24 protein-coding genes are annotated in these 23112 nt (G+C 68.6%); 20 read left to right on the top strand and 4 right to left on the bottom strand.

Annotation, left to right across the window (positions count from 1 at the left end; translation table 11 throughout):
• Positions 1-17 precede the first annotated feature (17 nt).
• The 5 genes from D3H54_RS15580 to D3H54_RS15560 are packed head-to-tail and all read left to right on the top strand — an operon-like array spanning position 18 to position 4105.
• Positions 18-965 (top strand): DUF4129 domain-containing protein, encoded by a 948-nt coding sequence (locus tag D3H54_RS15580; RefSeq protein ID WP_149379799.1) that lies wholly within the window; start codon positions 18-20, stop codon positions 963-965.
• Complete coding sequence (locus D3H54_RS15575; RefSeq protein WP_149379798.1) at positions 962-1438, top strand: hypothetical protein; 477 nt, start codon at positions 962-964, stop codon at positions 1436-1438. The genes D3H54_RS15580 and D3H54_RS15575 overlap by 4 nt, the downstream gene beginning before the upstream one ends.
• Complete coding sequence (locus D3H54_RS15570; RefSeq protein ID WP_149379797.1) at positions 1435-2397, top strand: AAA family ATPase; 963 nt, start codon at positions 1435-1437, stop codon at positions 2395-2397. Before D3H54_RS15575 ends, D3H54_RS15570 begins: the two co-directional genes overlap by 4 nt.
• Positions 2397-3638 carry a DUF58 domain-containing protein gene (locus D3H54_RS15565; protein WP_432246593.1) on the top strand — a complete coding sequence of 414 codons (1242 nt, stop codon included), beginning with the start codon at positions 2397-2399 and terminating at the stop codon, positions 3636-3638. The genes D3H54_RS15570 and D3H54_RS15565 overlap by 1 nt, the downstream gene beginning before the upstream one ends.
• Positions 3635-4105, top strand: coding sequence for a hypothetical protein (locus D3H54_RS15560; protein WP_210419555.1), 471 nt, complete (start codon positions 3635-3637; stop codon positions 4103-4105). Before D3H54_RS15565 ends, D3H54_RS15560 begins: the two co-directional genes overlap by 4 nt.
• Here the strand turns inward: D3H54_RS15560 and D3H54_RS15555 are convergent.
• The gene (locus D3H54_RS15555) at positions 4048-4983 is read right to left on the bottom strand and encodes a TauD/TfdA dioxygenase family protein (RefSeq protein ID WP_149379795.1); all 936 of its coding nucleotides are present in this window, start codon (positions 4981-4983) and stop codon (positions 4048-4050) included. The two genes, D3H54_RS15560 and D3H54_RS15555, sit on opposite strands and share 58 nt — an antisense overlap.
• A gap of 95 nt (positions 4984-5078) precedes the next feature.
• On the opposite strand from D3H54_RS15555, the gene cobN reads away from it, so the two are divergent.
• The 7 genes from cobN to D3H54_RS32365 all read left to right on the top strand — a co-directional run bounded on the left by cobN (position 5079) and on the right by D3H54_RS32365 (position 14165).
• A complete protein-coding gene (cobN, locus tag D3H54_RS15550; RefSeq protein ID WP_149379794.1) occupies positions 5079-8681 on the top strand; it encodes a cobaltochelatase subunit CobN in 3603 nt (1200 codons plus the stop codon).
• Between the two features lie 35 nt (positions 8682-8716).
• The gene (locus D3H54_RS15545; protein ID WP_149379793.1) at positions 8717-9100 is read left to right on the top strand and encodes a PPOX class F420-dependent oxidoreductase; all 384 of its coding nucleotides are present in this window, start codon (positions 8717-8719) and stop codon (positions 9098-9100) included.
• 3 nt (positions 9101-9103) lie between these two features.
• Positions 9104-9484 (top strand): PPOX class F420-dependent oxidoreductase, encoded by a 381-nt coding sequence (locus D3H54_RS15540; RefSeq protein WP_149379792.1) that lies wholly within the window; start codon positions 9104-9106, stop codon positions 9482-9484.
• Positions 9485-9555: 71 nt separating this feature from the next.
• A complete protein-coding gene (locus D3H54_RS15535; RefSeq protein ID WP_149379791.1) occupies positions 9556-10023 on the top strand; it encodes an FxsA family protein in 468 nt (155 codons plus the stop codon).
• A 44-nt stretch (positions 10024-10067) separates the two neighbouring features.
• A complete protein-coding gene (locus D3H54_RS15530; RefSeq protein WP_149379790.1) occupies positions 10068-11666 on the top strand; it encodes an amidohydrolase in 1599 nt (532 codons plus the stop codon).
• The gene (lnt, locus tag D3H54_RS15525; protein ID WP_149379789.1) at positions 11659-13395 is read left to right on the top strand and encodes an apolipoprotein N-acyltransferase; all 1737 of its coding nucleotides are present in this window, start codon (positions 11659-11661) and stop codon (positions 13393-13395) included. The genes D3H54_RS15530 and lnt overlap by 8 nt, the downstream gene beginning before the upstream one ends.
• Positions 13392-14165 carry a polyprenol monophosphomannose synthase gene (locus D3H54_RS32365; RefSeq protein WP_149379788.1) on the top strand — a complete coding sequence of 258 codons (774 nt, stop codon included), beginning with the start codon at positions 13392-13394 and terminating at the stop codon, positions 14163-14165. Before lnt ends, D3H54_RS32365 begins: the two co-directional genes overlap by 4 nt.
• Before the next feature lie 11 nt (positions 14166-14176).
• On the opposite strand, the gene D3H54_RS15515 is transcribed toward D3H54_RS32365, so the two are convergent.
• On the bottom strand, positions 14177-14515 hold the full coding sequence (locus D3H54_RS15515) for an RNA polymerase-binding protein RbpA (protein ID WP_047330568.1): 339 nt from the start codon (positions 14513-14515) through the stop codon (positions 14177-14179).
• A gap of 142 nt (positions 14516-14657) precedes the next feature.
• Between D3H54_RS15515 and D3H54_RS15510 the strand changes: the two genes are divergently transcribed.
• The 5 genes from D3H54_RS15510 (at position 14658) to D3H54_RS15490 (ending at position 18827) form a co-directional block, all read left to right on the top strand.
• Complete coding sequence (locus D3H54_RS15510) at positions 14658-14987, top strand: hypothetical protein (protein WP_102807614.1); 330 nt, start codon at positions 14658-14660, stop codon at positions 14985-14987.
• A 174-nt stretch (positions 14988-15161) separates the two neighbouring features.
• The gene (locus D3H54_RS15505) at positions 15162-15944 is read left to right on the top strand and encodes an ABC transporter permease (protein ID WP_149383568.1); all 783 of its coding nucleotides are present in this window, start codon (positions 15162-15164) and stop codon (positions 15942-15944) included.
• Positions 15941-16678: an ABC transporter ATP-binding protein gene (locus tag D3H54_RS15500; protein ID WP_149379787.1), complete on the top strand. Its 738-nt coding sequence runs from the start codon at positions 15941-15943 to the stop codon at positions 16676-16678. The genes D3H54_RS15505 and D3H54_RS15500 overlap by 4 nt, the downstream gene beginning before the upstream one ends.
• 20 nt (positions 16679-16698) lie before the next feature.
• On the top strand, positions 16699-17718 hold the full coding sequence (locus D3H54_RS15495) for an ABC transporter substrate-binding protein (RefSeq protein ID WP_149383567.1): 1020 nt from the start codon (positions 16699-16701) through the stop codon (positions 17716-17718).
• Positions 17719-17729: 11 nt separating this feature from the next.
• Positions 17730-18827, top strand: coding sequence for an LLM class flavin-dependent oxidoreductase (locus D3H54_RS15490; protein WP_149379786.1), 1098 nt, complete (start codon positions 17730-17732; stop codon positions 18825-18827).
• Here D3H54_RS15490 and D3H54_RS15485 read toward each other — a convergent pair.
• Positions 18733-19365: an NAD(P)H-dependent oxidoreductase gene (locus D3H54_RS15485; RefSeq protein ID WP_210419554.1), complete on the bottom strand. Its 633-nt coding sequence runs from the start codon at positions 19363-19365 to the stop codon at positions 18733-18735. The genes D3H54_RS15490 and D3H54_RS15485 overlap by 95 nt on opposite strands.
• Positions 19366-19422: 57 nt before the next feature.
• Here D3H54_RS15485 and D3H54_RS15480 point away from each other — a divergent pair, with 57 nt between their 5' ends.
• Both D3H54_RS15480 and D3H54_RS15475 read left to right on the top strand, forming a co-directional pair.
• Entirely contained in the window at positions 19423-19785 is a 363-nt protein-coding gene (locus tag D3H54_RS15480; protein ID WP_115319936.1) for an ArsR/SmtB family transcription factor, read from the top strand.
• Positions 19785-20798 carry a cation diffusion facilitator family transporter gene (locus D3H54_RS15475; RefSeq protein ID WP_149379784.1) on the top strand — a complete coding sequence of 338 codons (1014 nt, stop codon included), beginning with the start codon at positions 19785-19787 and terminating at the stop codon, positions 20796-20798. The genes D3H54_RS15480 and D3H54_RS15475 overlap by 1 nt, the downstream gene beginning before the upstream one ends.
• Here the strand turns inward: D3H54_RS15475 and D3H54_RS15470 are convergent.
• Entirely contained in the window at positions 20795-21490 is a 696-nt protein-coding gene (locus D3H54_RS15470; protein ID WP_149379783.1) for a hypothetical protein, read from the bottom strand. The genes D3H54_RS15475 and D3H54_RS15470 overlap by 4 nt on opposite strands.
• Positions 21491-21566: 76 nt before the next feature.
• Between D3H54_RS15470 and D3H54_RS15465 the strand changes: the two genes are divergently transcribed.
• Entirely contained in the window at positions 21567-23087 is a 1521-nt protein-coding gene (locus D3H54_RS15465; protein WP_149379782.1) for a carboxylesterase/lipase family protein, read from the top strand.
• The last annotated feature ends 25 nt before the right edge of the window (positions 23088-23112 follow it).

The raw sequence follows: 23112 nt of genomic DNA, 5'->3' as shown, positions 1-23112 counted from the left end.
GGGCGTATGTTCGGGCCATGGCGACGGCTGCCGTACACCGGGCTGCCGCACTGGTCGCGCTGGTCCTGTTGCTCGGCCTCGCCCTGCGCGGGCATCTGCCGGATGCGCCGCGGTCGCCGCGGACCCAGCCGGCCGGCGGCACCGGCAGCCTGCTGGCACTGCTGACCTTGGTGCTGGCCTGTCTGCTGGTGATCATCGTCGCGTTCGTGGCGAAGCTGCGCGACCCGCAGCGCGCCAGGCAGGCCGCGCGAATCTATGTGCCCGGCGGCGGTGGCGGGGTCGGTGTGCGACGGAGCTGGCGCTTCGTGCTGGTGATCGTCGCCGCCCTGCTGGCGTGGTTGATGGTGGCCGCACTGCTCGCTCAGCTGCGCCTGCCAGAACTGGGCGGTGGTCCGCCGCCGGCGCAGCCCGTCACCACGCCCACCGGCACCGGCCCGCCGGGCCAGGCCCCGCCCCGGCCGCCGCCGGCGCCCGAGCCCGCTGCCGACCCGCTCTTCTGGTATCTCCTGTCCGCTTTCGCGGCCCTACTGCTCGTCACGCTGATCGGCGCGATCGTGCTCCGGGCCCGCGAACGACGTCGGGAGCCGCCACCACCGCCACCCGTCGACAATCCCCGCGACGCGGCGCCGCCCGGACCCGGATCGCTCGCGCTGGCGGCCGAGCGCGGTCTGGCGGAAGTCGGCGACCTCAGCCGTGAACCGCGGGAGGCCATCATCGCGTGTTACGCGGCAATGGAACACGCACTGGCCAATGCCCCCGGCGCAGCCCCGCAGGACTCGGACACCCCGTCGGAGGTGCTGGCCCGCGCCGTCGAGCATGACGCGATCCACGCCGGCAGCGCCACCGAACTGGTCACCCTGTTCGCCGAGGCCCGGTTCTCCACCCACGTGATGAACGAGGGCCACCGTGACACCGCCGAGCGGGCGCTTCGCCTGGTCCGCAGCGAGCTGCGGAGCCCGGTGTGATCCGGCTGGTGGGAGGCGGACTCCTGCTGGTCGTGGCCGCCGAAGTGTTGGCGATCGTCCTGAGTGCCGGCCGGTGGATCATGCCGATCGCGGGGCTCGCGGTAGCGGTGTTCCTCATCGGCGCCCGGCTGACTGTCACTGCGGCGCAACGCCGTTCGGCAAGTGAACCTCCATCGGATGACCCCGCGGAGTCGTTGTGGCGCTGGCGGTCGCGCACCGAGTCGACGGTTCAGTGGGCGGATTCCACCCGGGAAGACTGGGACCGGCATCTGCGGCCGAGGCTGGCCCGTGAGTTCGTGCTCGCCACCCGCCAGCGGGATCCGGCGGCGTTACAGGCGACCGGGCGCATGGTGTTCGGCGACGAGCTGTGGCCCTGGGTTGATCCCAACAACATCGTCCGAACCCGCAGCAGTGAACCCGGACCCGGGTACGCCAGCCTCGAGGAGATCCTGCGACGGATGGAAAACCTATGACCATGCCTGCCCCGGCGATGACGGCGTACTGCGAAGCGGTGCTCGACGAGATCGAGCGGGCGGTGGTCGGAAAGCGCGCCGCGCTCACCCTGATTCTCACCACGGTGCTCGCCGGCGGTCACGTGCTGATCGAGGATCTGCCCGGCATGGGCAAGACGCTGATCGCCCGGTCGTTCGCCGCGGCTCTGGGCCTGCGATTCACCCGTGTGCAGTTCACCCCGGACCTGCTGCCCGCGGACCTGCTGGGTTCGACGATCTACGACATGCAGTCGGGCCGCTTCGAATTCCGGCCCGGCCCGATCTTCACCAATCTGCTGATGGCGGACGAGATCAACCGCACGCCTCCCAAGACGCAGGCTGCGCTGCTGGAGGCGATGGCCGAACGCCAGGTCAGCATCGACGGTCAGACCCACCGGCTGCCGGCCCCGTTCATCGTGTTGGCCACCGACAACCCGATCGAGTACGAGGGCACCTACCCGCTGCCGGAAGCCCAGCTGGATCGGTTCGCGGTCAAGGTGGCGCTGAAGTATCTGTCCGAGACCGACGAGGCGTCGATGCTGCGCCGCCGCCTGGACCGGGGCTCGGCAGAGGCCACCATCAATCAGGTGGTGGACGCCGAAAATCTGTTGGCCATGCGGGAATTGGTGGAGCAGGTGTCGGTACACGACGACGTTCTGCGCTATGTGGTCTCGCTGGCGACGGCCACCCGCAGCCATCCCCAGGTGGCTGTCGGCGCCAGCCCGCGCGCCGAACTCGACCTCGTCCAGCTGGCCCGGGCTCGCGCCCTGGTGTCGGGCCGCGACTATGTGATCCCCGAAGACGTCAAGGCGCTGGCGGTCCCCGCGATCGCCCACCGGATCAGCCTGCGACCGGAGATGTGGGTTCGCAGCGTGCACGGATCCGACGTTGTCGACCAACTCCTGCGCCGGCTGCCGGTTCCCCGGGCCAGCGGACGATGATGGACGGCCCCCGCTCGGTCGACGCTGTATTGCACTGGCGCGCATCCACGTTGACGCTGACGCTGGTGACGTGTGCCGGGGTGGGGCTGGCCGTGGCGGTGATCGCGTCGCGCTGGCAGCTGATCGCATTCGTGGCGCCGATGCTGGGGGTGCTCGCGTCGATCGGTTGGCAGCGCAGACCGGTGTCGGTGACGGTCGTCGGCCACCCGGCGCTGACCCGGTGCTTTGAGAACGAAGCGGTGCGGCTCAGCGCTGAGCTCGCGGAGAACAACGCCGACACGACACTGGAATTGCAGCCGGTGGCCGGTCTGGACATCGAGCCGATCACCGCCGACGGCAGGCGCGTGACGGTGTCCGCCACGGCGGGGCGGTGGGGCCACTACCCACTACGCACCCGGGTCCGGCTCGACGCGGCCGGCGGACTGCTCACCGGCACCGCCACCGTCGACGCCGCGGACCTGTTCGTCTTCCCGGTCGCGCCCCCGCAACCGACCGGGATTCCGCGAACCGAACTGCCCGACCGTCTCGGCACCCACCTGACCCGCCACATCGGTCCGGGCGTCGAGTTCGCCGAAATTCGCCCCTACCTGCCGGGTGATCAGCTCCGCACGGTCAACTGGCCGGTCAGTGCCCGCCGCGGCAGCCTGCACGTCACCGAACGGCTGACCGACCGGGCCGCCGACGTCGTGGTGCTCGTCGACATGAGTGCGCAACCCGCGGGCCCGGCCACCGAGGTCACCGAACGGGCGTTGCGCGGCGCGACACAGGTGGTGCAAACCGCCCTGCGCAACGGCGACCGGGCCGGCATCGTCGGGCTCGGGGGCCGCCGGCCGCGCTGGCTCGGTGCCGATATCGGCAGGCGCCAGTTCTACCGGGTGCTCGACGCGGCGCTCGGTGTGGGAAGCGAATACCAGCAGACCGCAGGCACTTTGGCGCCGCGGGCGGCGGTACCGCCGGGCGCCGTCGTGGTGGCGTTCTCGACGCTGCTCGACACCGAATTCGCGCTCGCACTGATCGATCTGTGCAAGCGGGGGCACACCGTGGTGGCGGTCGACGTGCTGGAAGGCTGGCCCTTCGCCGACGACGACGAGCCGCTTCTGCAGCGGATGTGGGCTTTGCAGCGTTCGTCGATGTACCGCGACATGCGGGTCATCGGCGTCGACGTGGTGCCGTGGCCGGCTGAGGTCACCCTCGATCAGGCGATGAGTCTGGTGCCCGATCGTGGCCGGCGGTCGTCATGACGGTGCGGCGGCTGGTGGCCGCACTGTTCGCGATGGCGATGACGGCTGCCGCCGCGCTCGGCGCCGACCACCGCGGGCTCGCCGCGGCGGCGACAGCGCTGATCGCCATCCTCGTCGGGCTGTACGTGCGCGCCGCGGCGACGGTGGCCGTCCTGGCGGCGATGGCCGCGCTCGTGCTGACCGAACCGCACCCGATTCTGGCCGCCACGTCGGGAGTGTGCGCGGCGGCCTACCTGGTGTTGACCTACGCCGCCCTCACCCGGGCGACGGCGGTCGGGATCGCGGGCTTCGCCGCGGTCGGTGCCCTGGCCACCACGGTGCCCGCCGACCTGCCGTGGCTGCCGCTGCTGGCGCCGGTTGCCGTGGTCGTCGCTGTCGGGGTGGTGCTGAGCCCGTTTGTCGATATCCCTCAGGCGGCCCGAACCGGTACTGCGGCAACCACATCCGGGGACACCACACCCGAGTAGTGCGATGCGTCGCCGGCCACCACCCGGCTGGACTGCCCGTGCACATCGACCGGAACGTCACCGGCCAATGTCACCCGGCTCAGAAAGCGGAACTGGTCGTCGTAGTCGGCCACCCCGTAATGCTGGGTGGCGCGGTTGTCCCACACCGCGATGTCGCCGAGCTGCCAACCCCACCGGACAGTGTTCTCCAGCCGGGTGATCCGATTCTGCAGCAGCGTGAACAGGCTGGCCGACTCGCTGGTGCCCAGGCCGATGAACCGCTTCACGAAGTGCCCGAGCAGCAACACCCGCTTACCGGTCTCCGGGTGCACCCGCACCACCGGATGCTCGGTCTCGTAGTAGGACGACTCGAATTCGGCCCGGTAGTCCCGGGTCTCGTCGCTCACTGTCGCTTCGGCGTGCCCGCCCGCATAGTCGTAGAGATTGGTGTGGGTGGCCCACAGATTCTCGGCAAGCGCACGCAACGCCGGCGGCAGCTGCTCATAGGCCGCCTCGGTGTTGGCGAACACGGTGCTGCCGCCGTAGGCGGGCAGCGTCACCGCGCGCAGGAGCGACGCCTTCGGGATGCGGTCGACGAACGTGACGTCGGAGTGCCACGAGTTGGCGCGGTCGAAGCGCGAATCGATGGGCAGCACCGTATCGCCGCGCGAGGTGACGGTCGGGTGGGCGATGGTCGGCACGCCGAGCAGCCGGGCCACCGCGATCTGTTCGTCGTCGTCGAGATGGTGCTGCTCGCGGAAGAAGATCACCTTGTGTTCGAGCAGCGCCGCGCGGATGGCGTCGACGGTGCCGGGGTGCAGGTCGCCGCCGAGTCGTACGCCGTGAACGACCGCGCCGATCGTGGCGCCGAGCTTCGAAACGTCCAGAGAGATGCGCATGGGTCGATGGTCTCGGCGTGCGGCCACGGCGTACACCGTTGCGCTGGCCCTGATCCGAATAGGGTGCGACGGCCGTCGTACGGTACGAATGGAGGGTGTCTAGCACCGTGTTGCTGCTGTCCACCTCGGATACCGACCTGATCACCGCCCGCGCCAGCGGGGCTGATTTCCTCCTGCGCAACCCGGCGCGACTGGTCGAGGGTGAGCTCACCGAGCTCCTCGAGGACGCCGATGTCGTGGTGGTGCGGATTCTCGGCGGCTACCGGGCCTGGCAGGACGGTATCGACGCGCTGGCGGCCAGTGGACGACCGACCGTCGTCGTCAGCGGGGAACAGGCCCCCGACGCGGATCTGATGGAACGCTCCACGGTGCCCGCCGGGATCGCGGTGCAGACCCACGTGTACCTGGCCCAGGGCGGCGTGGAGAACCTGCGGAACCTACATTCCTTCCTCTCCGACACCCTGCTGATGACCGGCTTCGGCTTCAACCCGCCGTCCGCCACCCCGGCGTGGGGTGTGCTGGAGCCGCGCTGCGAGGGGTGCGACGGCTGCGGGCTGGAGCGCGGGACAGATTCCCGTCCCACGATCGCGGTGCTCTATTACCGCGCGCAGCAACTGGCGGGCAATGTCGCCTACATCCGCGCGATGTGTACGGCGATCAGGCAGGCCGGCGGTCGCCCGCTTCCGGTGTACTGCACCTCGTTGCGCACGCCCGAACCCGAACTGCTGGAGCTGCTCCGCACCGCGGACGCCATGGTCGTCACCGTGCTCGCCGCCGGCGGTGCCCGGCCGGCCACCGCCGGTGCAGGCCACGACGACGAGAACTGGAACGTCAAACATCTTGCTGCCCTTGATGTCCCGATCCTGCAGGGGCTGTGCCTGACCAGCTCGCGGGCCACCTGGTCCGACAACGACGACGGCATGAGCCCGCTGGATGTCGCCACCCAGGTCGCGGTGCCTGAATTCGACGGCCGGATCATCACCGTCCCGTTCTCGTTCAAGGAGATCGACGAAGACGGCCTGATCTCGTATGTGCCGGACCCGGAGCGGTGCGCGCGGGTGGCCGGCCTGGCCGTCAACTACGCCACCCTGCGCCGGGTGGCGCCCGCCGACAAACGGCTGGCCCTGGTGTTCTCCGCCTATCCGACCAAGCATTCCCGGATCGGCAACGCGGTCGGCCTGGACACCCCGGCCAGCGCCGTCGCGCTGCTGCACGCCCTGCGCGACGCGGGGTACCAGATCGGCGACATCCCCGGAGTCGAGGCATCCGACGGCGACGCCCTGATGCACGCACTGATCGAACGCGGCGGACAGGACCCGGACTGGCTGACCGATGGTCAGCTGGCGGGCAACCCGATTCGCATCCCGGCCGCGCAATACAGGGAGTGGTTCGCCACCTTGCCCGCGGAGCTCACCGACGCGATGGTCACCCACTGGGGGCCGCCGCCCGGCGAGCTGTTCGTCGACCGCAGTCGGGACCCGGATGGCGAAATCGTCGTGGCCGCAATCCAATCCGGGAACGTCCTGATCCTGGTGCAGCCACCGCGGGGATTCGGGGAGAACCCTGTCGCGATCTACCACGATCCCGACCTGCCGCCCAGCCACCACTACCTGGCCACCTACCTGTGGGTGCGGCACGGTTTCGGCGCGCACGCCGCCGTGCACCTGGGCAAGCACGGAAACCTGGAATGGCTGCCGGGCAAGACGGTCGGCATGTCGGCGTCCTGCGGACCGGACGCCGCGCTCGGTGACCTGCCGCTGATCTACCCGTTCCTGGTCAACGACCCGGGGGAGGGCACCCAGGCCAAGCGCCGTGCCCACGCCACCCTGGTCGATCATTTGATCCCGCCGATGGCGCGGGCCGAAAGCTACGGCGACATCGCCCGCCTGGAACAGCTGCTCGACGAGCACGCCAACATCGCCGCACTCGACCCGGGCAAGCTGCCGGCCATCCGCCAGCAGATCTGGACGCTGATGCGCGCGGCCAAGATGGATCACGATCTGGGATTGTCCGAACGGCCCGAGGACGATTCGTTCGACGACATGCTGTTGCACGTCGACGGCTGGCTCTGCGAGATCAAGGACGTCCAGATCCGCGACGGGCTGCACATCCTCGGTGTCGCGCCTGCCGATGAGGCACAACTCGACCTGGTGCTGGCCATCCTGCGTGCCCGGCAGCTGTTCGGCGGTGAGCAACATCTTCCAGGTCTGCGTCAGGCGCTCGGGCTGGCTGAGGACGGCAGCGCCGACCGCACCGAGGTCGACGAGGCCGAGAAGCAGGCCCGCGCGCTGCTGGCCGGTCTGCAGGCCACCGGCTGGGACGCCGGCCGGGTCGCGGAGCTGACCGACGACGACGGTGTCGCGGCGATCCTGCGGTTCGCGGCAACCGAGGTGGTGCCGCGGCTGGCCGGCACGGCCGGCGAGATCACGCAGGTGCTGCGCGCACTGGACGGCCGGTTCATCCCGGCCGGCCCGTCCGGCTCGCCGTTGCGCGGCCTGGTCAACGTGCTGCCCACCGGGCGCAACTTCTACTCGGTCGACCCGAAGGCCGTCCCGTCGCGACTGGCGTGGGAAACCGGTGTCGCGATGGCGGATTCGTTGCTCGAGCGCTACCGCACCGACCACGGTGACTGGCCTGCCTCGGTCGGTTTGTCGGTATGGGGCACCTCGGCGATGCGCACGTCGGGCGACGACATCGCCGAAGTGCTTGCGCTGCTGGGTGTCCGGCCGGTGTGGGACGACGCATCCCGGCGCGTTGTCGACCTGGAGGTCATCTCGCCGGCCGAGTTGGGCCGGCCGCGGATCGATGTCACCGTCCGGATCTCCGGCTTCTTCCGCGATGCCTTCCCGCACGTCGTGACGATGCTCGATGACGCGGTGCGACTGGTTGCCGGTCTCGACGAGCCCGTCGAACAGAACTTCGTCCGGGCCCACGCCCAGGTCGACCTCGCCGAGCACGGCGATGAAAGGCGCGCCACCACAAGAATTTTCGGTTCCAAGCCGGGAACTTATGGGGCTGGTCTGCTGCAACTCATCGACAGCCGCAACTGGCGCGACGATGCGGACCTGGCAGAGGTGTACACCGCGTGGGGCGGGTTCGCCTACGGTCGTGAACTCGACGGCAGGCCGGCGGCTGAGGACATGTCCGCCCAGTACCGGCGAATCGTGGTGGCCGCCAAGAACACCGACTCGCGTGAGCACGACATCGCCGACTCCGACGACTACTTCCAGTACCACGGCGGCATGGTGGCGACCGTACGGGCGCTGACCGGTACGGCGCCGGCGGCCTACATCGGCGACAACACCCGCCCGGACGCGGTGCGCACCCGCACCCTGTCGGAGGAAACCACCCGGGTGTTCCGGGCGCGGGTGGTCAACCCGCGCTGGATGGCGGCGATGCGCAGGCACGGCTACAAGGGCGCGTTCGAGATGGCCGCGACCGTCGACTACCTGTTCGGTTACGACGCGACCGCGGGCGTCATGGCCGACTGGATGTACGAGCAGCTCACCGAGTCCTACGTGCTGGATCCGGAGAACCGCAAGTTCATGAACGAGTCCAATCCCTGGGCGTTGCACGGGATGTCGGAGCGACTGCTCGAGGCGGTCGGGCGTGGCATGTGGGAGAACCCGGATCCGGCGACGCTGGACGGGCTGCGTCAGGTGCTGCTGGAGACCGAAGGCGATTTGGAAGCACGGTAACCAGCCGGTTGCTACGAGAGCGCTAGATTGGGCAGATGGCTCCCAGTTTCGGCGAAGTGATCAAGTCTCAGTACGTCTCGCTGACCACCTTCACCAAGGACGGCAGGCCCAAGCCGACACCGATCTGGATCGCCCCCGACGGCGACCGCGCTCTGGTGATCACCGGCAAGGACTCCTGGAAGGTCAAGCGGATTCGGAACACCCCGCGGGTGACGCTGGCCGTCTGCGACCGCAGCGGCAACGTCAAGGGCGAAGCCGTGGAGGCGGTCGCGACCATCCTCGACGGCGGCCCCCAGATCGAGCGGGTCTATGACGCGATCGGAAACCGGTACGGGCTGCTCGGCAAGGTGTTCAATTTCTTCTCCAAGCTGCGCGGGGGCACCAAGCGCAACGTCGGCCTGGAACTGCGGGCCGCCTGACCCATGGCGCCCACCTTTCACGATGTCGCCCAGTCGAAATATCTGCTGCTGACCACGTTCACCAAGGACGGCACCCCCAAGCCGACGGCCATCTGGGGTGTCCCGGACGGAGACCGTCTGCTGGTCATCACCGATCGCGTTTCGTGGAAGGTGAAGCGGATCCGCAACACCCCGCGGGTCACCATCGCCGAATGTCACGTGCTCGGGAAGCCGAAGGGCCCGGCGGTGGAGGCGACGGCGCGGGTGCTGCCGGATTCGGAGACCCGCGACGTCTACAACAAGGTGCTGCGCCGCTACTGGCAGCACTCGTGGTGGTTCTATCTGCACAGCGTTGTTCGCGGCGGCATCGACAAGGTGCATGTCGCGCTCGAGATCACCGCGTAACCGAACTCTCAGGCTGCTATCAGCGGCAACCGGAACCCGACCGGTACGCGAGTCGTTGCCAGTACATGGTGATGCGGACGTTCTTCCTCTACGCCGTGGTCGAGCTGGCGGTGCTGGCTGCCCTGACCTGGTCGGTGGGCATCGGCTGGACGCTCCTGATCCTGCTGGCGACCTCGGTCATCGGTGTCGCGCTGGCCGGCTCGCAGGTCAAAAAGCAGATCCTCAAACTGCAGCGCACCCGGACCGACCCACAGGGCGCGGTCGCCGACAGCATGCTCGTCGCACTCGGCACCGTCCTGATGTTCATTCCCGGGATCGTCTCCACCGCCGTCGGCGCGCTGATGCTGCTGCCCCCGACTCGTAGGGTGGTGCGACCAGTGGCCGGCATGCTGCTCACCCGCGGCATCGCTCGCCGGGTCAGCGTCATCAACCTGACCGCGCCCGGCTACTCCAGTCGCGGCGATTACATCGACGGCGAGATCATCGAGGAACAGGTTCACGGACCGGTCCACGACGCCAACATCGTCCGCCGGTACTGATCCCGTTGCGTCTGTCCCGCAGCTGCGGGGGAGACTGACTGACCGTGACCACACTGCTTCTGGGCGGGCGCATCCACAGCCCGACGCACCCGGATGCCACCGCGATGGCGGTGCGCGACGGCGTCGTCGCCTGGCTGGGCAGCGACGAGGTCGGCCGATCCCAGTTCGCGGACGCGCAGACGATCGACCTCGACGGCGCGTTCGTCTCACCCGCCTTCGTCGACAGCCACATCCATGTCACGTCGACCGGTCTGCTGATGACGGGCCTGGACCTGACGGGTGCGACGTCCAAGCAGCACTGCCTGTCCCTGGTCGCCGAGCACGTCGCCGCCCATCCCGGCCAGCCGGTCTGGGCGCATGGCTGGGACGACACCGGCTGGGCTCGTGATGAGGCGCCCAGCACCGAGGATCTCGACGCCGTCGTCGGGGCGGCCCCGGCCTACCTTGCCCGCATCGACGTTCACTCGGCTGTGGCCTCGACCGGTTTGCGTGAGCTGGTGCCCGGCCTGCCCGCGGTCGCCGGATTTGACCCGCAGCGCCCGCTGTCGGCGGACGCTCACCACCTGGTCCGTTCCGAGGCCCGCCGCCTGCTGACCGTCCGTCAGCGTGCCGAGGCCCGGCGCGCCGCGCTCGACGCGGTGGCCGCCGCGGGCATCGTCGCCGTGCACGAGTGCGCCGGACCCCAGATCGGCGGATCTGACGATTGGCAGGAGCTGCGCGCCACCGAGCACGGGGTAGAGGTGGTGGGCTACTGGGGTGAGGCGGTGTCCAGCGCCGCCCAGGCGACCGCCCTGATCGAGACCACCGGCGCGCAGGGGCTGGCAGGAGACCTGTTCGTCGACGGCGCGCTGGGCTCGCACACCGCCTGGCTGTGCCGGCCGTACGCCGACGCCCCGGACAGCACCGGTAACTGCTACCTCGACCCCGAGGCCATTGCCGACCATTTGTTCGCCTGCACCGAGGCCGGCGTGACCGCGGGATTCCACGTCATCGGCGACGCCGCCGTGACCGCGGTGGTCGAGGCGCTGAGCCGGCTCGTCGACCGGTTCGGCGCGCCCGCCGTCGCCCGCTGTGGGCACCGGCTCGAGCACCTGGAGATGGTGAACGCCCAGCAGGCGGCCACCTTGGGCCAGTGCGGGGTGACGGCCAGCATGCAACCCAATTTCGACGCACTGTGGGGTGGCGCCGACGGGATGTACGCCCGCCGCCTCGGTATCGGTAGAGCGGCCGCGCTCAACCCGCTCGCACTACTAGCATCGGCAGGCGTGCCTTTGGCGTTCGGCTCAGATGCCCCGGTGACCAGCATCGATCCCTGGGGGACGGTGCGTGCGGCCAGCAATCACCAGACCGACGGCAGTTCGATTTCGGTGCGTGCGGCGTTCGCCGCCGCGACTCGCGGCGCGTGGCGGGCCGGCGGGGTGCGGGACGGTGTCAGCGGGACCCTGGTCCCGGGTGCGCCCGCGTCGTACGCGGTGTGGGAGCTCGGCGCCGGCGGCCTGGACGTGGCCGCTCCGGCCGACGGCGTGCAGCGCTGGTCCACCGATCCGCGCTCGCGGGTGCCCGCGCTGCCGCGGTTGGCGCCCGGCGATCCGCTGCCGCGCTGCCGTGAAACCGTGCACCGGGGTGTCGTGCTTCATGGCTAGCCGACTGCTGAATTGGATCCGCACCGCACTGCCGCCACGGATGTTCCGGCTCCTCGTCGCGGTGACCGCCGGGCTGCTGTTGTGCATCAGCTTCCCGCCGATCGGCTGGTGGTGGTCGGCGGTGGTCAGCTTCGCGCTGCTGAGCTGGGTGCTGATGCACCCCAGGACGACGCCGGCCGGTGGCTTCGGTTACGGCTTCCTGTTCGGGCTGGCGTTCTACATTCCGCTGATTCCGTGGATCAGTGGACTGGTCGGCCCGGTGCCGTGGCTGGCGTTGTCCGCCATGGAGGCGCTCTTCCCGGCGATCTTCGGGCTGCTGGCCGTGGTGGTGCGCCGGGTCCCCGGCTGGCCGCTGTGGCTCGCGTTGTTGTGGACGGCTCAGGAGTGGCTCAAGTCGACCGTGCCGTTCGGTGGGTTCCCTTGGGGCGTAGTCGGTTTCGGGCAAACAAACGGCCCTTTCCTGGCGTTGGTGCAGCTCGGCGGGGTGCCGTTGTTGTCGTTCGGGATCGTCCTGATGGGCACGTCGCTGGCGGCGCTTGTGCTCGAGATCGCACGCTGGTGGCAGCACAGCAGCCAGGCCAAGCCGGCCGGGCACGTGTCGCTGCCCGGGGTGCTGCTGCCCGGGCTGTGCATCACCGCGGTGTTGCTCACCACCGCGGTGGCCGCCCCTCAGGTCCGTCGCGCCGCCGGGGGAGCAGGCAACGAGCCGACGGTCACGGTGGCCGCCGTCCAGGGCAACGTGCCGCGGCTGGGGCTGGACTTCAACAGTCAACGCCGCGCGGTGCTCGACAACCACGTCCGCCAGACCGTGCAGCTGGCCGAGGACGTGCGCGCCGGCCGGGCACCCCAGCCACAGTTCGTGATCTGGCCGGAGAACTCCTCGGACATCGATCCGATGACCAACGCCGACGCAGCCCAGCAGATCAGCGTGGCCGCGCAGGCGATCGGCGCGCCGATCCTGGTCGGTGCCGTCGTCGCGCGCCCGGACTGGACCCCGCAGAATCCGTACGCCTCGAACACCGTCGTCGTCTGGGATCCGGTCACGGGGCCGGGGGAGCGCCACGACAAGCAGATCATCCAGCCGTTCGGTGAGTACCTGCCGTGGCGGGGATTCTTCCGGCACCTGTCGTCGTTCGCCGACCGGGCCGGCTACTTCGTGCCCGGCAGCGGTTCGGGCGTCGTGCACGCCGCCGGTGTGCCGGTCGGTGTCGCCACCTGCTGGGAGGTCATCTTCGACCGGGCGCTGCGCGAATCGGTGCGCAACGGCGCCCAGCTATTGGCCGTTCCGACCAACAACGCCACATTCGACCAGAACATGAGCGAACAGCTGCTGGCGTTCGCGCGCGCCCGGGCCGTCGAACATGACCGCTACGTCGTGGTGGCCGGCACCACCGGTATCAGCGCGGTGATCGCCCCGGACGGTGCGGAAATCGCCCGCACCCAGTTCTTCACGCCGGGGTATCTGGACCTGACGATGCGGCTCAAGACCAGCGAAACCCCGGCCACGCGATGGGGCCCGCTGGTCCAATGGGTGCTGGTCGGAGCCGCCATTTCGGTCGTGATCGGGGCCATGCTGCACAATGGTTGGTTCATGCGTCCGTTGCGTCGTAGGCGGCGGGAACGGGACGCAGGCAGCATGTCCGGGGGCGAAGACGACGGCGAGAACACGCCGGAGCAGGGCGATTCAACCGCCGCCCTGGCCGGGCAGCACGACAAAGGAGAGTCATGACCGACCGGGGAAACACGGGCGCCGTGCGGCCCAGCCAACGCACCCTGGTGATCATCCCGACGTTCAACGAGCTGGAGAACCTGCCGCTGATCGTGGGCCGGGTGCACAAGGCCTGCCCTGAGGTGCACGTGCTGATCGTCGACGACGGCAGCCCCGACGGGACGGGCGAGCTCGCCGACGAGCTCGCGCTGGCCGACACCGACCGGGTTCACGTGATGCACCGCAACGCCAAGGACGGCCTCGGCGCGGCGTACCTCGCGGGGTTCGCCTGGGGTCTGAGCCGCCAGTACAACGTGCTGGTGGAGATGGACGCCGACGGCAGCCATGCGCCCGAACAGCTCTACCGGCTGCTCGACGCCATCGACAACGGCGCGGACCTGGCGATCGGGTCGCGCTACGTGCAGGGCGGCACGGTGCGCAACTGGCCCTACCGGCGGCTGGTGCTGTCCAAGACCGCCAACACCTACTCCCGTGTACTGCTTGGGGTCGGCATCCACGACATCACCGCGGGCTACCGCGCCTACCGGCGTGAGGTGCTGGAAAAGATCGACCTGTCCGCGGTCGACTCCAAGGGCTACTGCTTCCAGATCGACCTGACCTGGCGCACGATCAACAGCGGGTTCACCGTCACCGAGGTGCCCATCACGTTCCGCGAGCGCGAACTCGGCGTGTCGAAGATGAGCGGCTCGAACATCCGCGAAGCGATGGTCAAGGTCGCCCAGTGGGGCCTCGGCGGGCGACTGGACCGCGCCCGCGGCATCGTCAGGTAGCTAGGCGGCGATCAGCTGCCGCGGCGCTTGGACTTGATCAGGTCCATCCGCTCCTTGAGCAGCTCTTCGAGCTCCTCGATCGAGCGGCGCTCCAGCAGCATGTCCCAGTGGGTGCGCGGCGGCTTGACCTTCTTGGGTTCGGGCAGGTCGCCATCGATGAGGGTGCCCTCGAGGCCGTTCTTGCAGGGCCAGGTGCCGGGGATCTCGGCGTCGTCGGCGAACGGAACCTCGAATTCCTCGCCGTTCTCGGTGCGGTACCGCGCAATCTGACGCGGCGCCAGGTCGTGGTTGCGGTCCGTCTCGTAGCTCACGGCTCCGAGGCGACTGCCTCTCAGGACACGATCAGCCATCGTCAACTCTCCTCAGTGTCTGTCAAGGGCCGGAGCCCTTTATGAAGTCCGGGTAGTCAACGCAAGACCACTCGCTACGGTTCCCGACTCGACCCCCCATGATACCGGGATCACTTCGCCATGCCGTCTACAGTCACATGATGTGACGCGTCGTTCCCGGTCCCAGCCGTGTCGGTGGTGTGGACGTGAGGTGGCCGACGTCGGGATGGGCCGGCGCAGGCAGTACTGCCGCCAGTCCTGCCGGCAGCGCGCCTACGAGCAGCGCGCGTTGGTCAAGGGCAGCGCCATTCCCGAGGATGCCGTGGTGCTCTCAGCCGACGAGGCCGCCGAACTGTCCGATCGGGTGTTCCAGGTGCGGTGTGCCGCCGAAGACGTCGCGACCGCGGTCGACGAGGGTGCGGCCGCGGCCGAGTTGCGGGAACTGTGCGATGCGCTGGTTCGCGCCGCCAAGGCCGCTGACGGCTGGCGCTGACCCCCGGATCTTTTGGTCACCACGAATCAAACCCTTCACCGGGCGAGCGGTCGTTTTTAGGGTCGATGGACGCGGCTGATTCGTGCTGTCGCGTGCCGATCGTCAGCCACCCACGTGCCGCCGGGGGACCCACACACCGTGACCACATCAGCCGTGCAGGCTTCTGCGCCGGTCCTGCCTGCCGGTTCACGCACCCGTCCACGCCGCCGGGAGCGTAAGTGGACGATCGCCCGGTGGGCTTCGCCGGTGTTCCTGCTGGCGTTGTGGCAGCTGGGCAGCGCGTTGGGATTCATCTCCCAAGAAGTACTGCCGGCACCGTCGCTGATCGCCGAGGCCGGGCTCGAACTCATCCGCAATGGTCAGCTCGCCGATGCGTTGCGGGTATCCGGAGCGCGGGTGGTGCAGGGACTGCTGCTCGGCGGCGTGATCGGGATCGGCCTGGGCAGCGCGGTGGGCCTGTCCCGGTGGACCGAGGCGACTGTCGACCCGCCTATGCAGATGTTGCGGGCGCTACCTCACCTCGGTCTGATCCCGCTGTTCATCCTGTGGTTCGGTATCGGCGAACTTCCCAAGGTTCTGCTGGTCGCGCTCGGTGTCAGTTTCCCGCTGTACCTCAACACCTTCTCGGCTATCCGACAGGTCGACCCAAAATTGTTCGAAACAGCTGAGGTGCTTGGCTTTTCATTTCGTCAGCGGTTCGCCAACATCATTCTGCCCAGCGCCGCGCCCCAGGTACTGGTGGGCCTGCGGCAATCACTCGCGATCGCGTGGCTGACGTTGATCGTCGCCGAACAGATCAACGCCGACAAAGGCATCGGCTACTTGATCAACAACGCACGCGACTTCCTGCGCATCGACATCATCATCTTCGGTCTGATCGTGTATGCGCTGCTGGGCATCACGACTGATGCGATCGTGCGTTCCCTGGAGCGCCGCGCACTGAGGTATCGGTCATGACCGTGACCTACGATCGCCAGACCGGGGTGGCCGGATCACTGCGGCACATCGACAAGTGGTACGGCGAACATCATGTGCTCAAGGATGTTTCGGTCGCGGTCGGCGCGGGCCAGATCGTCGCATTGGTGGGGCGTAGCGGATCCGGGAAATCGACCGTGCTGCGCGTGCTGGCCGGCTTGTCCCAGGACCATACCGGTGAGCGCATCGTCAGCGGAGCACCGGCGCTGGCGTTCCAGGAGCCGAGGCTGTTTCCGTGGCGCACGGTGCGCACCAACGTCGGCTACGGGCTGACCCGATTCCGGCTTTCTCGCGCCGAGGTGGCCGAGCGGGCCGACCAGGCATTGGCCGATGTCGGCCTGATCGATCGCGCGGATGCGTGGCCGCTGACACTGTCCGGCGGTCAGGCACAACGGGTTTCCCTGGCCAGGGCCCTGGTCGCCGAGCCGCAGTTGCTGCTGCTGGACGAACCGTTCGGCGCCCTGGATGCGCTCACGCGGCTCAGCATGCACTCCTTGTTGTTGCAGCTGTGGCGGCGCCACCGGTTCGGGGTGCTGTTGGTCACCCACGACGTCAACGAGGCTGTCGCGCTCGCGGATCAGGTGCTGGTCCTGGACGACGGTGAAGTGGTATTCCAGACGGCCATCACCGACCCACGGCTGCCCACTGGCAGCTCGTCGACCGCCAACGACAATCACCGCACCGAGTTGCTCTCGCAACTCGGTGTTCAGATCTGACAGGAGCTAGGTTGTCTCTCATAGCATTTCGTCGCGCGTTCATCGCGCTGACCGTGGTCGGGCTGCTCCTGACGGGCTGCGTGTCGCGCCAGCAGAACACGGGTGCAGCCCAGGCTCCGACGACGGTTCCGCTCAGTGAACTCTCGGGCCTCACCTTGCAGGTGGGTGATCAGAAGGGCGGGACCGAGTCGCTGCTGCGCGCCGCGGGTGCGCTGGACAACCTGCCCTACCAGATCGCGTTCTCGACGTTCACGTCCGGACCGCCGCAGATCGAGGCCGCGACCGCGGGCAAAATCGACTTCGCCATCACCGGCAACACCCCACCGATCTTCGGTGCCGCATCCAACGCGAAAGTGAAGGTGGTCTCGGCCTACAACGGTGGTGGCGTCGGGGACCAAATCCTCGTCCAGGCGGACTCGCCGATCCAGTCCGTCGGTGACCTGCGCGGTAAGAGCATCGCGGTCGGCAAGGGCAGCTCCGCGCACGGCCACCTGCTGGGTCAACTCGACAAGGCCGGGCTGACACCGGCCGATGTGAAGCTGGTGTTCCTGCAGCCCGCCGATGCGCTGTCGGCGTTCAAGGCGGGCCAGGCCGATGCGTGGGCGATCTGGGACCCCTACACCGCTCAGGCCGAGCAGCAGCTGACGGTGCGGTCGATCGCCCAGGCCAAGGGGGTGACCAACGGCTACTGGTTCGGAGTGGCCTCCGACGCTGCGCTTGCCGATCCCAAGCGCAGTTCCGCTCTCGCCGATCTGCTCGTCAGGTTCGCCAAGGCCGCGAAGTGGGCTCAGGATCACCCACAGGAGTGGGCCGAAAAATATTCCGCAGCAGTGGGATTGGATCTGAAGGCTGCCGAAGTGTCGCAGAGCCGCAGCCTACGTCTGCCGACAGCTCTCAGCGACGAAGTGATCGCATCGGAGCAGAAGATCGCCGATCTGTTCGCGAAATCGGGGCAGATCCAGACTGCGCCTGACTTCTCGAAGTGGGTCGACCGCCGCTACGCCGGTGTGCTTGAGCCAGTTCTCGTCAGTTCGAATTAGGAGGGTTTTTCTTGTCTGCGAAGTTTTTCTGGTTCCTGCCCACCAACGGTGACAGCCGTTCGATCGTCGGGGCATCGCATGCGTCGTCACACCACATCATCCCCGACGGATACCGCCCGCCGACACGGCGCTATCTGGCCGAAGTGGCCAGAGCCGCCGACCGGCTCGGATTCGAGGGGGTGCTGACGCCGACCGGAACCTGGTGCGAGGACGCGTGGTTGACGGCATCGGCTCTGCTGGCCGAAACCGAGCGGCTGAAGTTCCTCGTGGCGTTCCGGCCTGGCCTGGTGCCGCCCACACTGGCCGCCCAGCAGGCGGCGACTCTTCAGCGGTTCTCCGATGGCCGCCTGCTGCTCAACGTCGTCAGCGGCGGGGACGACCTCGAGCAACAGCGATTCGGCGATTGGCTCGACCATGACGAGCGCTATGCCCGCACCGGCGAATTCCTCCAGATCGTCAAGTCGGTGTGGGGGCAGGAGTCGTATGACTTCGACGGCGACTTCTACAAGATCCGCGACGGGCGGGTGTCCGCGCCACCGAACCCGTTGCCGGAGTTTTACTTCGGTGGCTCGTCGGCGGCCGCGCTGCCCATCGCCGCCGAGCATGTCGACGTGTACCTCACCTGGGGTGAGCCGCCGCTGGCCGCGAAGGCCAAGATCGACGCGGTGCGCGAGTTGGCCGCGGCGCGCGGTCGCAGCCTGCGCTTCGGGATCCGGCTGCACACGATCACCCGCGACACCTCGGCAGCAGCCTGGGCTGTCGCCGAAGAGCTCGTCAACGAGCTGACTCCGGACCAGATCGAGCAGGCCACCAAGCAGCACGCCAGCTCGGAGTCCGAGGGGCAACGCCGGATGACGGCCCTGCACGGTGGGCGCACGGACAAGCTGGAGATCTACCCGAACCTGTGGGCCGGCGTCGGGCTGGTCCGGGGCGGTGCAGGCACCGCGCTGGTGGGGAGCCACGAAGAGGTCGCCAACCTGATCTGGGAGTACCACTCGGTCGGTTTCGACGAGTTCATCCTGTCGGGCTATCCGCACCTCGAAGAGGCCTACTGGTTCGCCGAGGGTGTGCTTCCGATCCTGCGCGCCAAGGGAGTTCTGGCCGCGTAGCCGGGACCAGGGGCTTGGCGAGCAGATCCTCGTATCGAGCCGCCGCGGCGGCGAGTTCGTCATCGCTCAGATGTCGAACACCATGGAGCACAAGGGGTTCGGCGAACTGCATGCCGAGTCGACGCGCGGTCGCCCGTAGCGGCGCCAGAAGGTCGGCGTACTCGAACCCGTGCAGCCGGCCCGGTTGGTAGTCCTCGGTGACACCGCCGGTGGTCGTCGCGATCCGCAATGTCTTGCCCGCCAGCACGCCCGGCGCGCCGGGGCCGTACGCCCAACCGGGTGTCATCACCTGGTCGAGCCAGCTCTTCATCGGCCCGGGCATCGAATACCAGTAGGTCGGGTACTGCAGCACCACCTGATCCGCGCGTTCCAGGGCCGCCTGCTCGGCGGTGACGTCGACGAGACCGTCCGGGTAGAGGGCGACGAGGTCCCGAGTCTCGGTATCCGGCCGGTCTGTAACCGCGCGCAGAAGTGCCGCATTGGCGCGTGACGCCAGCCCGCGAGGGTTGGCGTACACCACGAGCGTGTGTTCATTCACCTCACGCCAAACTGGCGACCGGGTCGATTTGTTCCGTTGTTCCGCTATTATCTGCGTATGAATGCAGATAGGCAGCTTGCCGACGACCATGCGCTGCTGGTCGTCGAGGTCTTCCGCATGCTGGCCGACGCCACCCGTGTTCAACTGCTCTGGTCGCTGATCGACGGCGAACTCAGCGTCAACGATCTCGCCGAGTGCGTCCACAAGCCGGCGCCGTCGGTCTCCCAGCATCTGGCCAAACTGCGGATGGCCCGTCTGGTTCGCACCCGACGAGAAGGCACCCAGGTGTTCTACCGCCTGGAGAACGACCACGTACGTCAACTCGTCACCGACGCGGTGTACAACGCCGAGCACGCCGCCGGCGGGACCCCGGCCCACCATCGCGGGGTGCACGAGTTGCCGGCCAGAGGGAGCGCGTGATGGCTCACATCCACGACGACAGCGAAAAGCGCACCGCTGCACTGCACCACGACCATGACCATGACCACCATTCCGGTCTGCGCGCAGCGATCACCGACATCTTCGCTCCGCACTCCCATGACGCGGCCGACAGTCTCGACAGCGCGCTCGAGTCCAGTGCGGCGGGCATCCGCGCGGTCAAGACGAGCCTTGTCGTGCTGGGTGTGACCGCGCTTGCCCAGATCGCCGTCGTCATGGCGTCCGGGTCGATCGCACTGGCCGCCGACACCATCCACAACTTCTCCGACGCGCTGACCGCGGTGCCGCTGTGGATCGCATTCGCGTTGAGTACCAAAGCCGCAACGCGGCGTTACACCTACGGCTTCGGCCGCGTGGAGGATCTCGCCGGGATGTTCGTCGTCGCGATGATCGCCCTGTCGGCGATCGTCGCCGGGTACGAGGCCATCGGGCGGCTGATCAACCCGCGGCCCATCGAGCACCTCGGCTGGGTCGCGCTCGCGGGGCTCCTCGGGTTCATCGGCAACGAATGGGTCGCGCTCTACCGCATCCGTGTCGGGCGCCGGATCGGCTCGGCGGCTCTGGTCGCCGACGGGCTGCACGCCCGCACCGACGGCTTCACCTCGCTGGCCGTGGTGATCGGCGCGGGCGGTGTCGCCCTTGGCTTTCCGCTGGCGGACCCGATCATCGGTCTGGTGATCACCGTGGCCATCCTGGCGGTGCTACGCACCGCGGTTCGGGATGTGTTCCGCCGCTTGATGGATGGCGTCGATCCGGAGTTCGTCGAGTCGGCTGAGGCGACGCTCGCTGCCCGGCCGGAAGTGCGGGCGGTGCGCAGTGTGCGCATGCGATGGATCGGTCACCGGCTGCACGTCGATGCCGAACTCGACATCGATCCCGATCTCACTCTGGCGCAAGCACATCACATCGCCCACGAAGCCGAACACGACCTGACCCACGCCGTACCCAAACTGGCCACCGCGATGATCCACGCCTACCCGGCGCACACGCACTAACAGACGTACTGCACGCCGATGCCGGCCGGCGGGGTGACCTGCCGAGCGCACGCGAATGCGTCGACGCCGTCGGCGGCAAGCCGTACCGCCGACTGTTGGGCGTAATTCACGCACACCAGGGCGCTGGCGTCGGTGCGGCAGCGGTAATTGCCGAACGACAACGACGCGTCATACGGCAGTTCGCGGCCCTGCCCCGCGGCGAAGCGGCCCGGATCGCCGTGCGCCGAACCGACTTGGACCGTCGAACCGTCGAAGTCGACCCAGCCGCCCTTCCACTGGCCGTACACGTCCGGCGGCCGTGGCGGCGGGCTGGTCAGCTCCACCAGGCAGGCCAGCGCCGGGGCGCCGTGCTTGGCATCCGTCATGCAGGTGGTACCGCCAGGGGTAGTGAACGCGACATCCTCGCCGAGGTCGGCGGTGACCCCGCCGCGCAACGCGATGTGGTACTGCGCGGCGTCGATCGGGGGAGCCGCCTCGATCCATCGGATCGCCTCGGCGATCGGCACCCCGGCCGCGGGCGCCGGCAGCGACGACGTGGGGGTGGCCGAGGTGGACGACGACGGCGCAGACGACGACGTGACCGTGCGCGACGGGGTGATCGGTGTCAGCTGAGTTTGGCGCGCCTGGCCGCCCGTCGCGCCGGAACATCCCGCGACCAGCAGCGACGCGGTGAGCAGCACGGCGATCCGCATCCCGACAGGCTAGCGGGCCGCAGCAGTTCGGGTTGTCAGGCGCGTCGGGGAGCGGAATGTTCGCTACCGTCGAGTGATGCACGAACACACCGTCCGCGCCACCACGCGCAGCGGCATCGTCGAGGGGTTCGTCCGCAACGGGGTCAACAGGTGGCGTTCGATTCCCTACGCCCGCCCACCGGTGGGTGCGCTGCGCTTCCGCGCGCCGCAGCCCCCGCAGCCGTGGCGCGGCGTCCGGCACTGCCACGGCTTCGCCAACTGTGCCCCTCAGCAGCGCCGCTACACGATGCTGGCGGTGGGCAAGTATCAGCCGATGGGCGAGGATTGCCTGACGCTCAACGTCGTCACTCCGCAGTGGACGGGCAGCGAGCCGGACCACGAACCGTTGCCGGTGATGTTCTTCATCCACGGCGGCGGCTACCTGATGGGCAGCTCGGCCACCCCGCTCTACGACGGCGCTGCCCTGGCCCGCCGTGGCTGCGTGTACGTCTCGGTGAACTATCGCCTCGGCGCCCTCGGCTGCGTGGATCTCTCGTCGCTGTCCACGCCGGACACCCCGATCGACAGCAATCTGTTCCTGCGCGACCTCGTGATGGCGCTGCGCTGGATACGCGACAACATCGGTGCCTTCGGTGGTGACCCCGGCAACGTGACGATCTTCGGCGAGAGCGCCGGTGCACATGCCGTCGCGACGCTGCTGGCCGTTCCGGAAGCCGAAGGCCTTTTTGCGCAAGCTATTTCAGAGAGCCCGGCCTCCGGCCTGGTGAGCGGCCCGGAGACCGCCGCCACGATTGCCGGCAAGTTCGCCCGGCTGCTCGGGGCCGGCGGAGACGACGGCGCCGAAACCGTGATGCGGGCCCGGCCGCGGGATCTGGTCGCCGCCCTCGACACCCTGCTCGTCGAGAGCATGACCGACATGGACGGTGCCTTCTCGCTCGGCCCCACCTACGGCGACGACGTCCTGCCCGACGATCCGATCGCGGCGATGCGGCGCGGCGCGATCCACAAGGTGCCGCTGATCGTCGGTACCAACGCCGACGAAGGCAAGCTGTTCACCCGGTTCATGAAGTTGTTGCCGACCACCGAGCCCGCCATCGAACGCCTGCTGGCGAGTGCGGAACCCGAAGCGCGCCAACGCATCACCGCGGCCTACCCGGGCTACCCACGGCCGGCGGCCTGCGTCCAGCTCGGCGGTGACTTCGCGTTCGGAACCGCTGCCTGGCAGATCGCCGAAGCGCACGGCAGGCACGCGCCGACCTATGTGTACCGCTACGACTACGCACCGCGGACCCTGCACTGGTCGGGCCTGGGTGCCACCCATGCCACCGAACTGCTGGCCGTCTTCGACATCTACCGGACCCGGTTCGGCGCCGCATTGACCGCGGCGATGGACAGGCGCTCGGCGCTCAAGGTCAGCCGAGATCTGCAGACCAGATGGCGGCATTTCAGCCGTACCGGCGTGCCGGGCGAGGGCTGGCCGCGCTACACCGAAGCGGAGCGCCCGGTGCTGGTGTTCGACCGGCACACCCGCGTCGATTACGACCCGCATCCGCACCGTCGCGAGGCGTGGGCAGGGTTTTCGCTGGCCGGCCGCTAGCCTGACCAGGACTGATTTGACACCC

The organism is Mycobacterium sp. ELW1 (genome assembly GCF_008329905.1).
In the GTDB taxonomy this organism is placed as follows: Bacteria; Actinomycetota; Actinomycetes; order Mycobacteriales; family Mycobacteriaceae; genus Mycobacterium.
The sequence above is the reverse complement of the archived record's forward strand: the minus strand, read 5'-3'. Positions and strand labels throughout refer to the sequence as shown.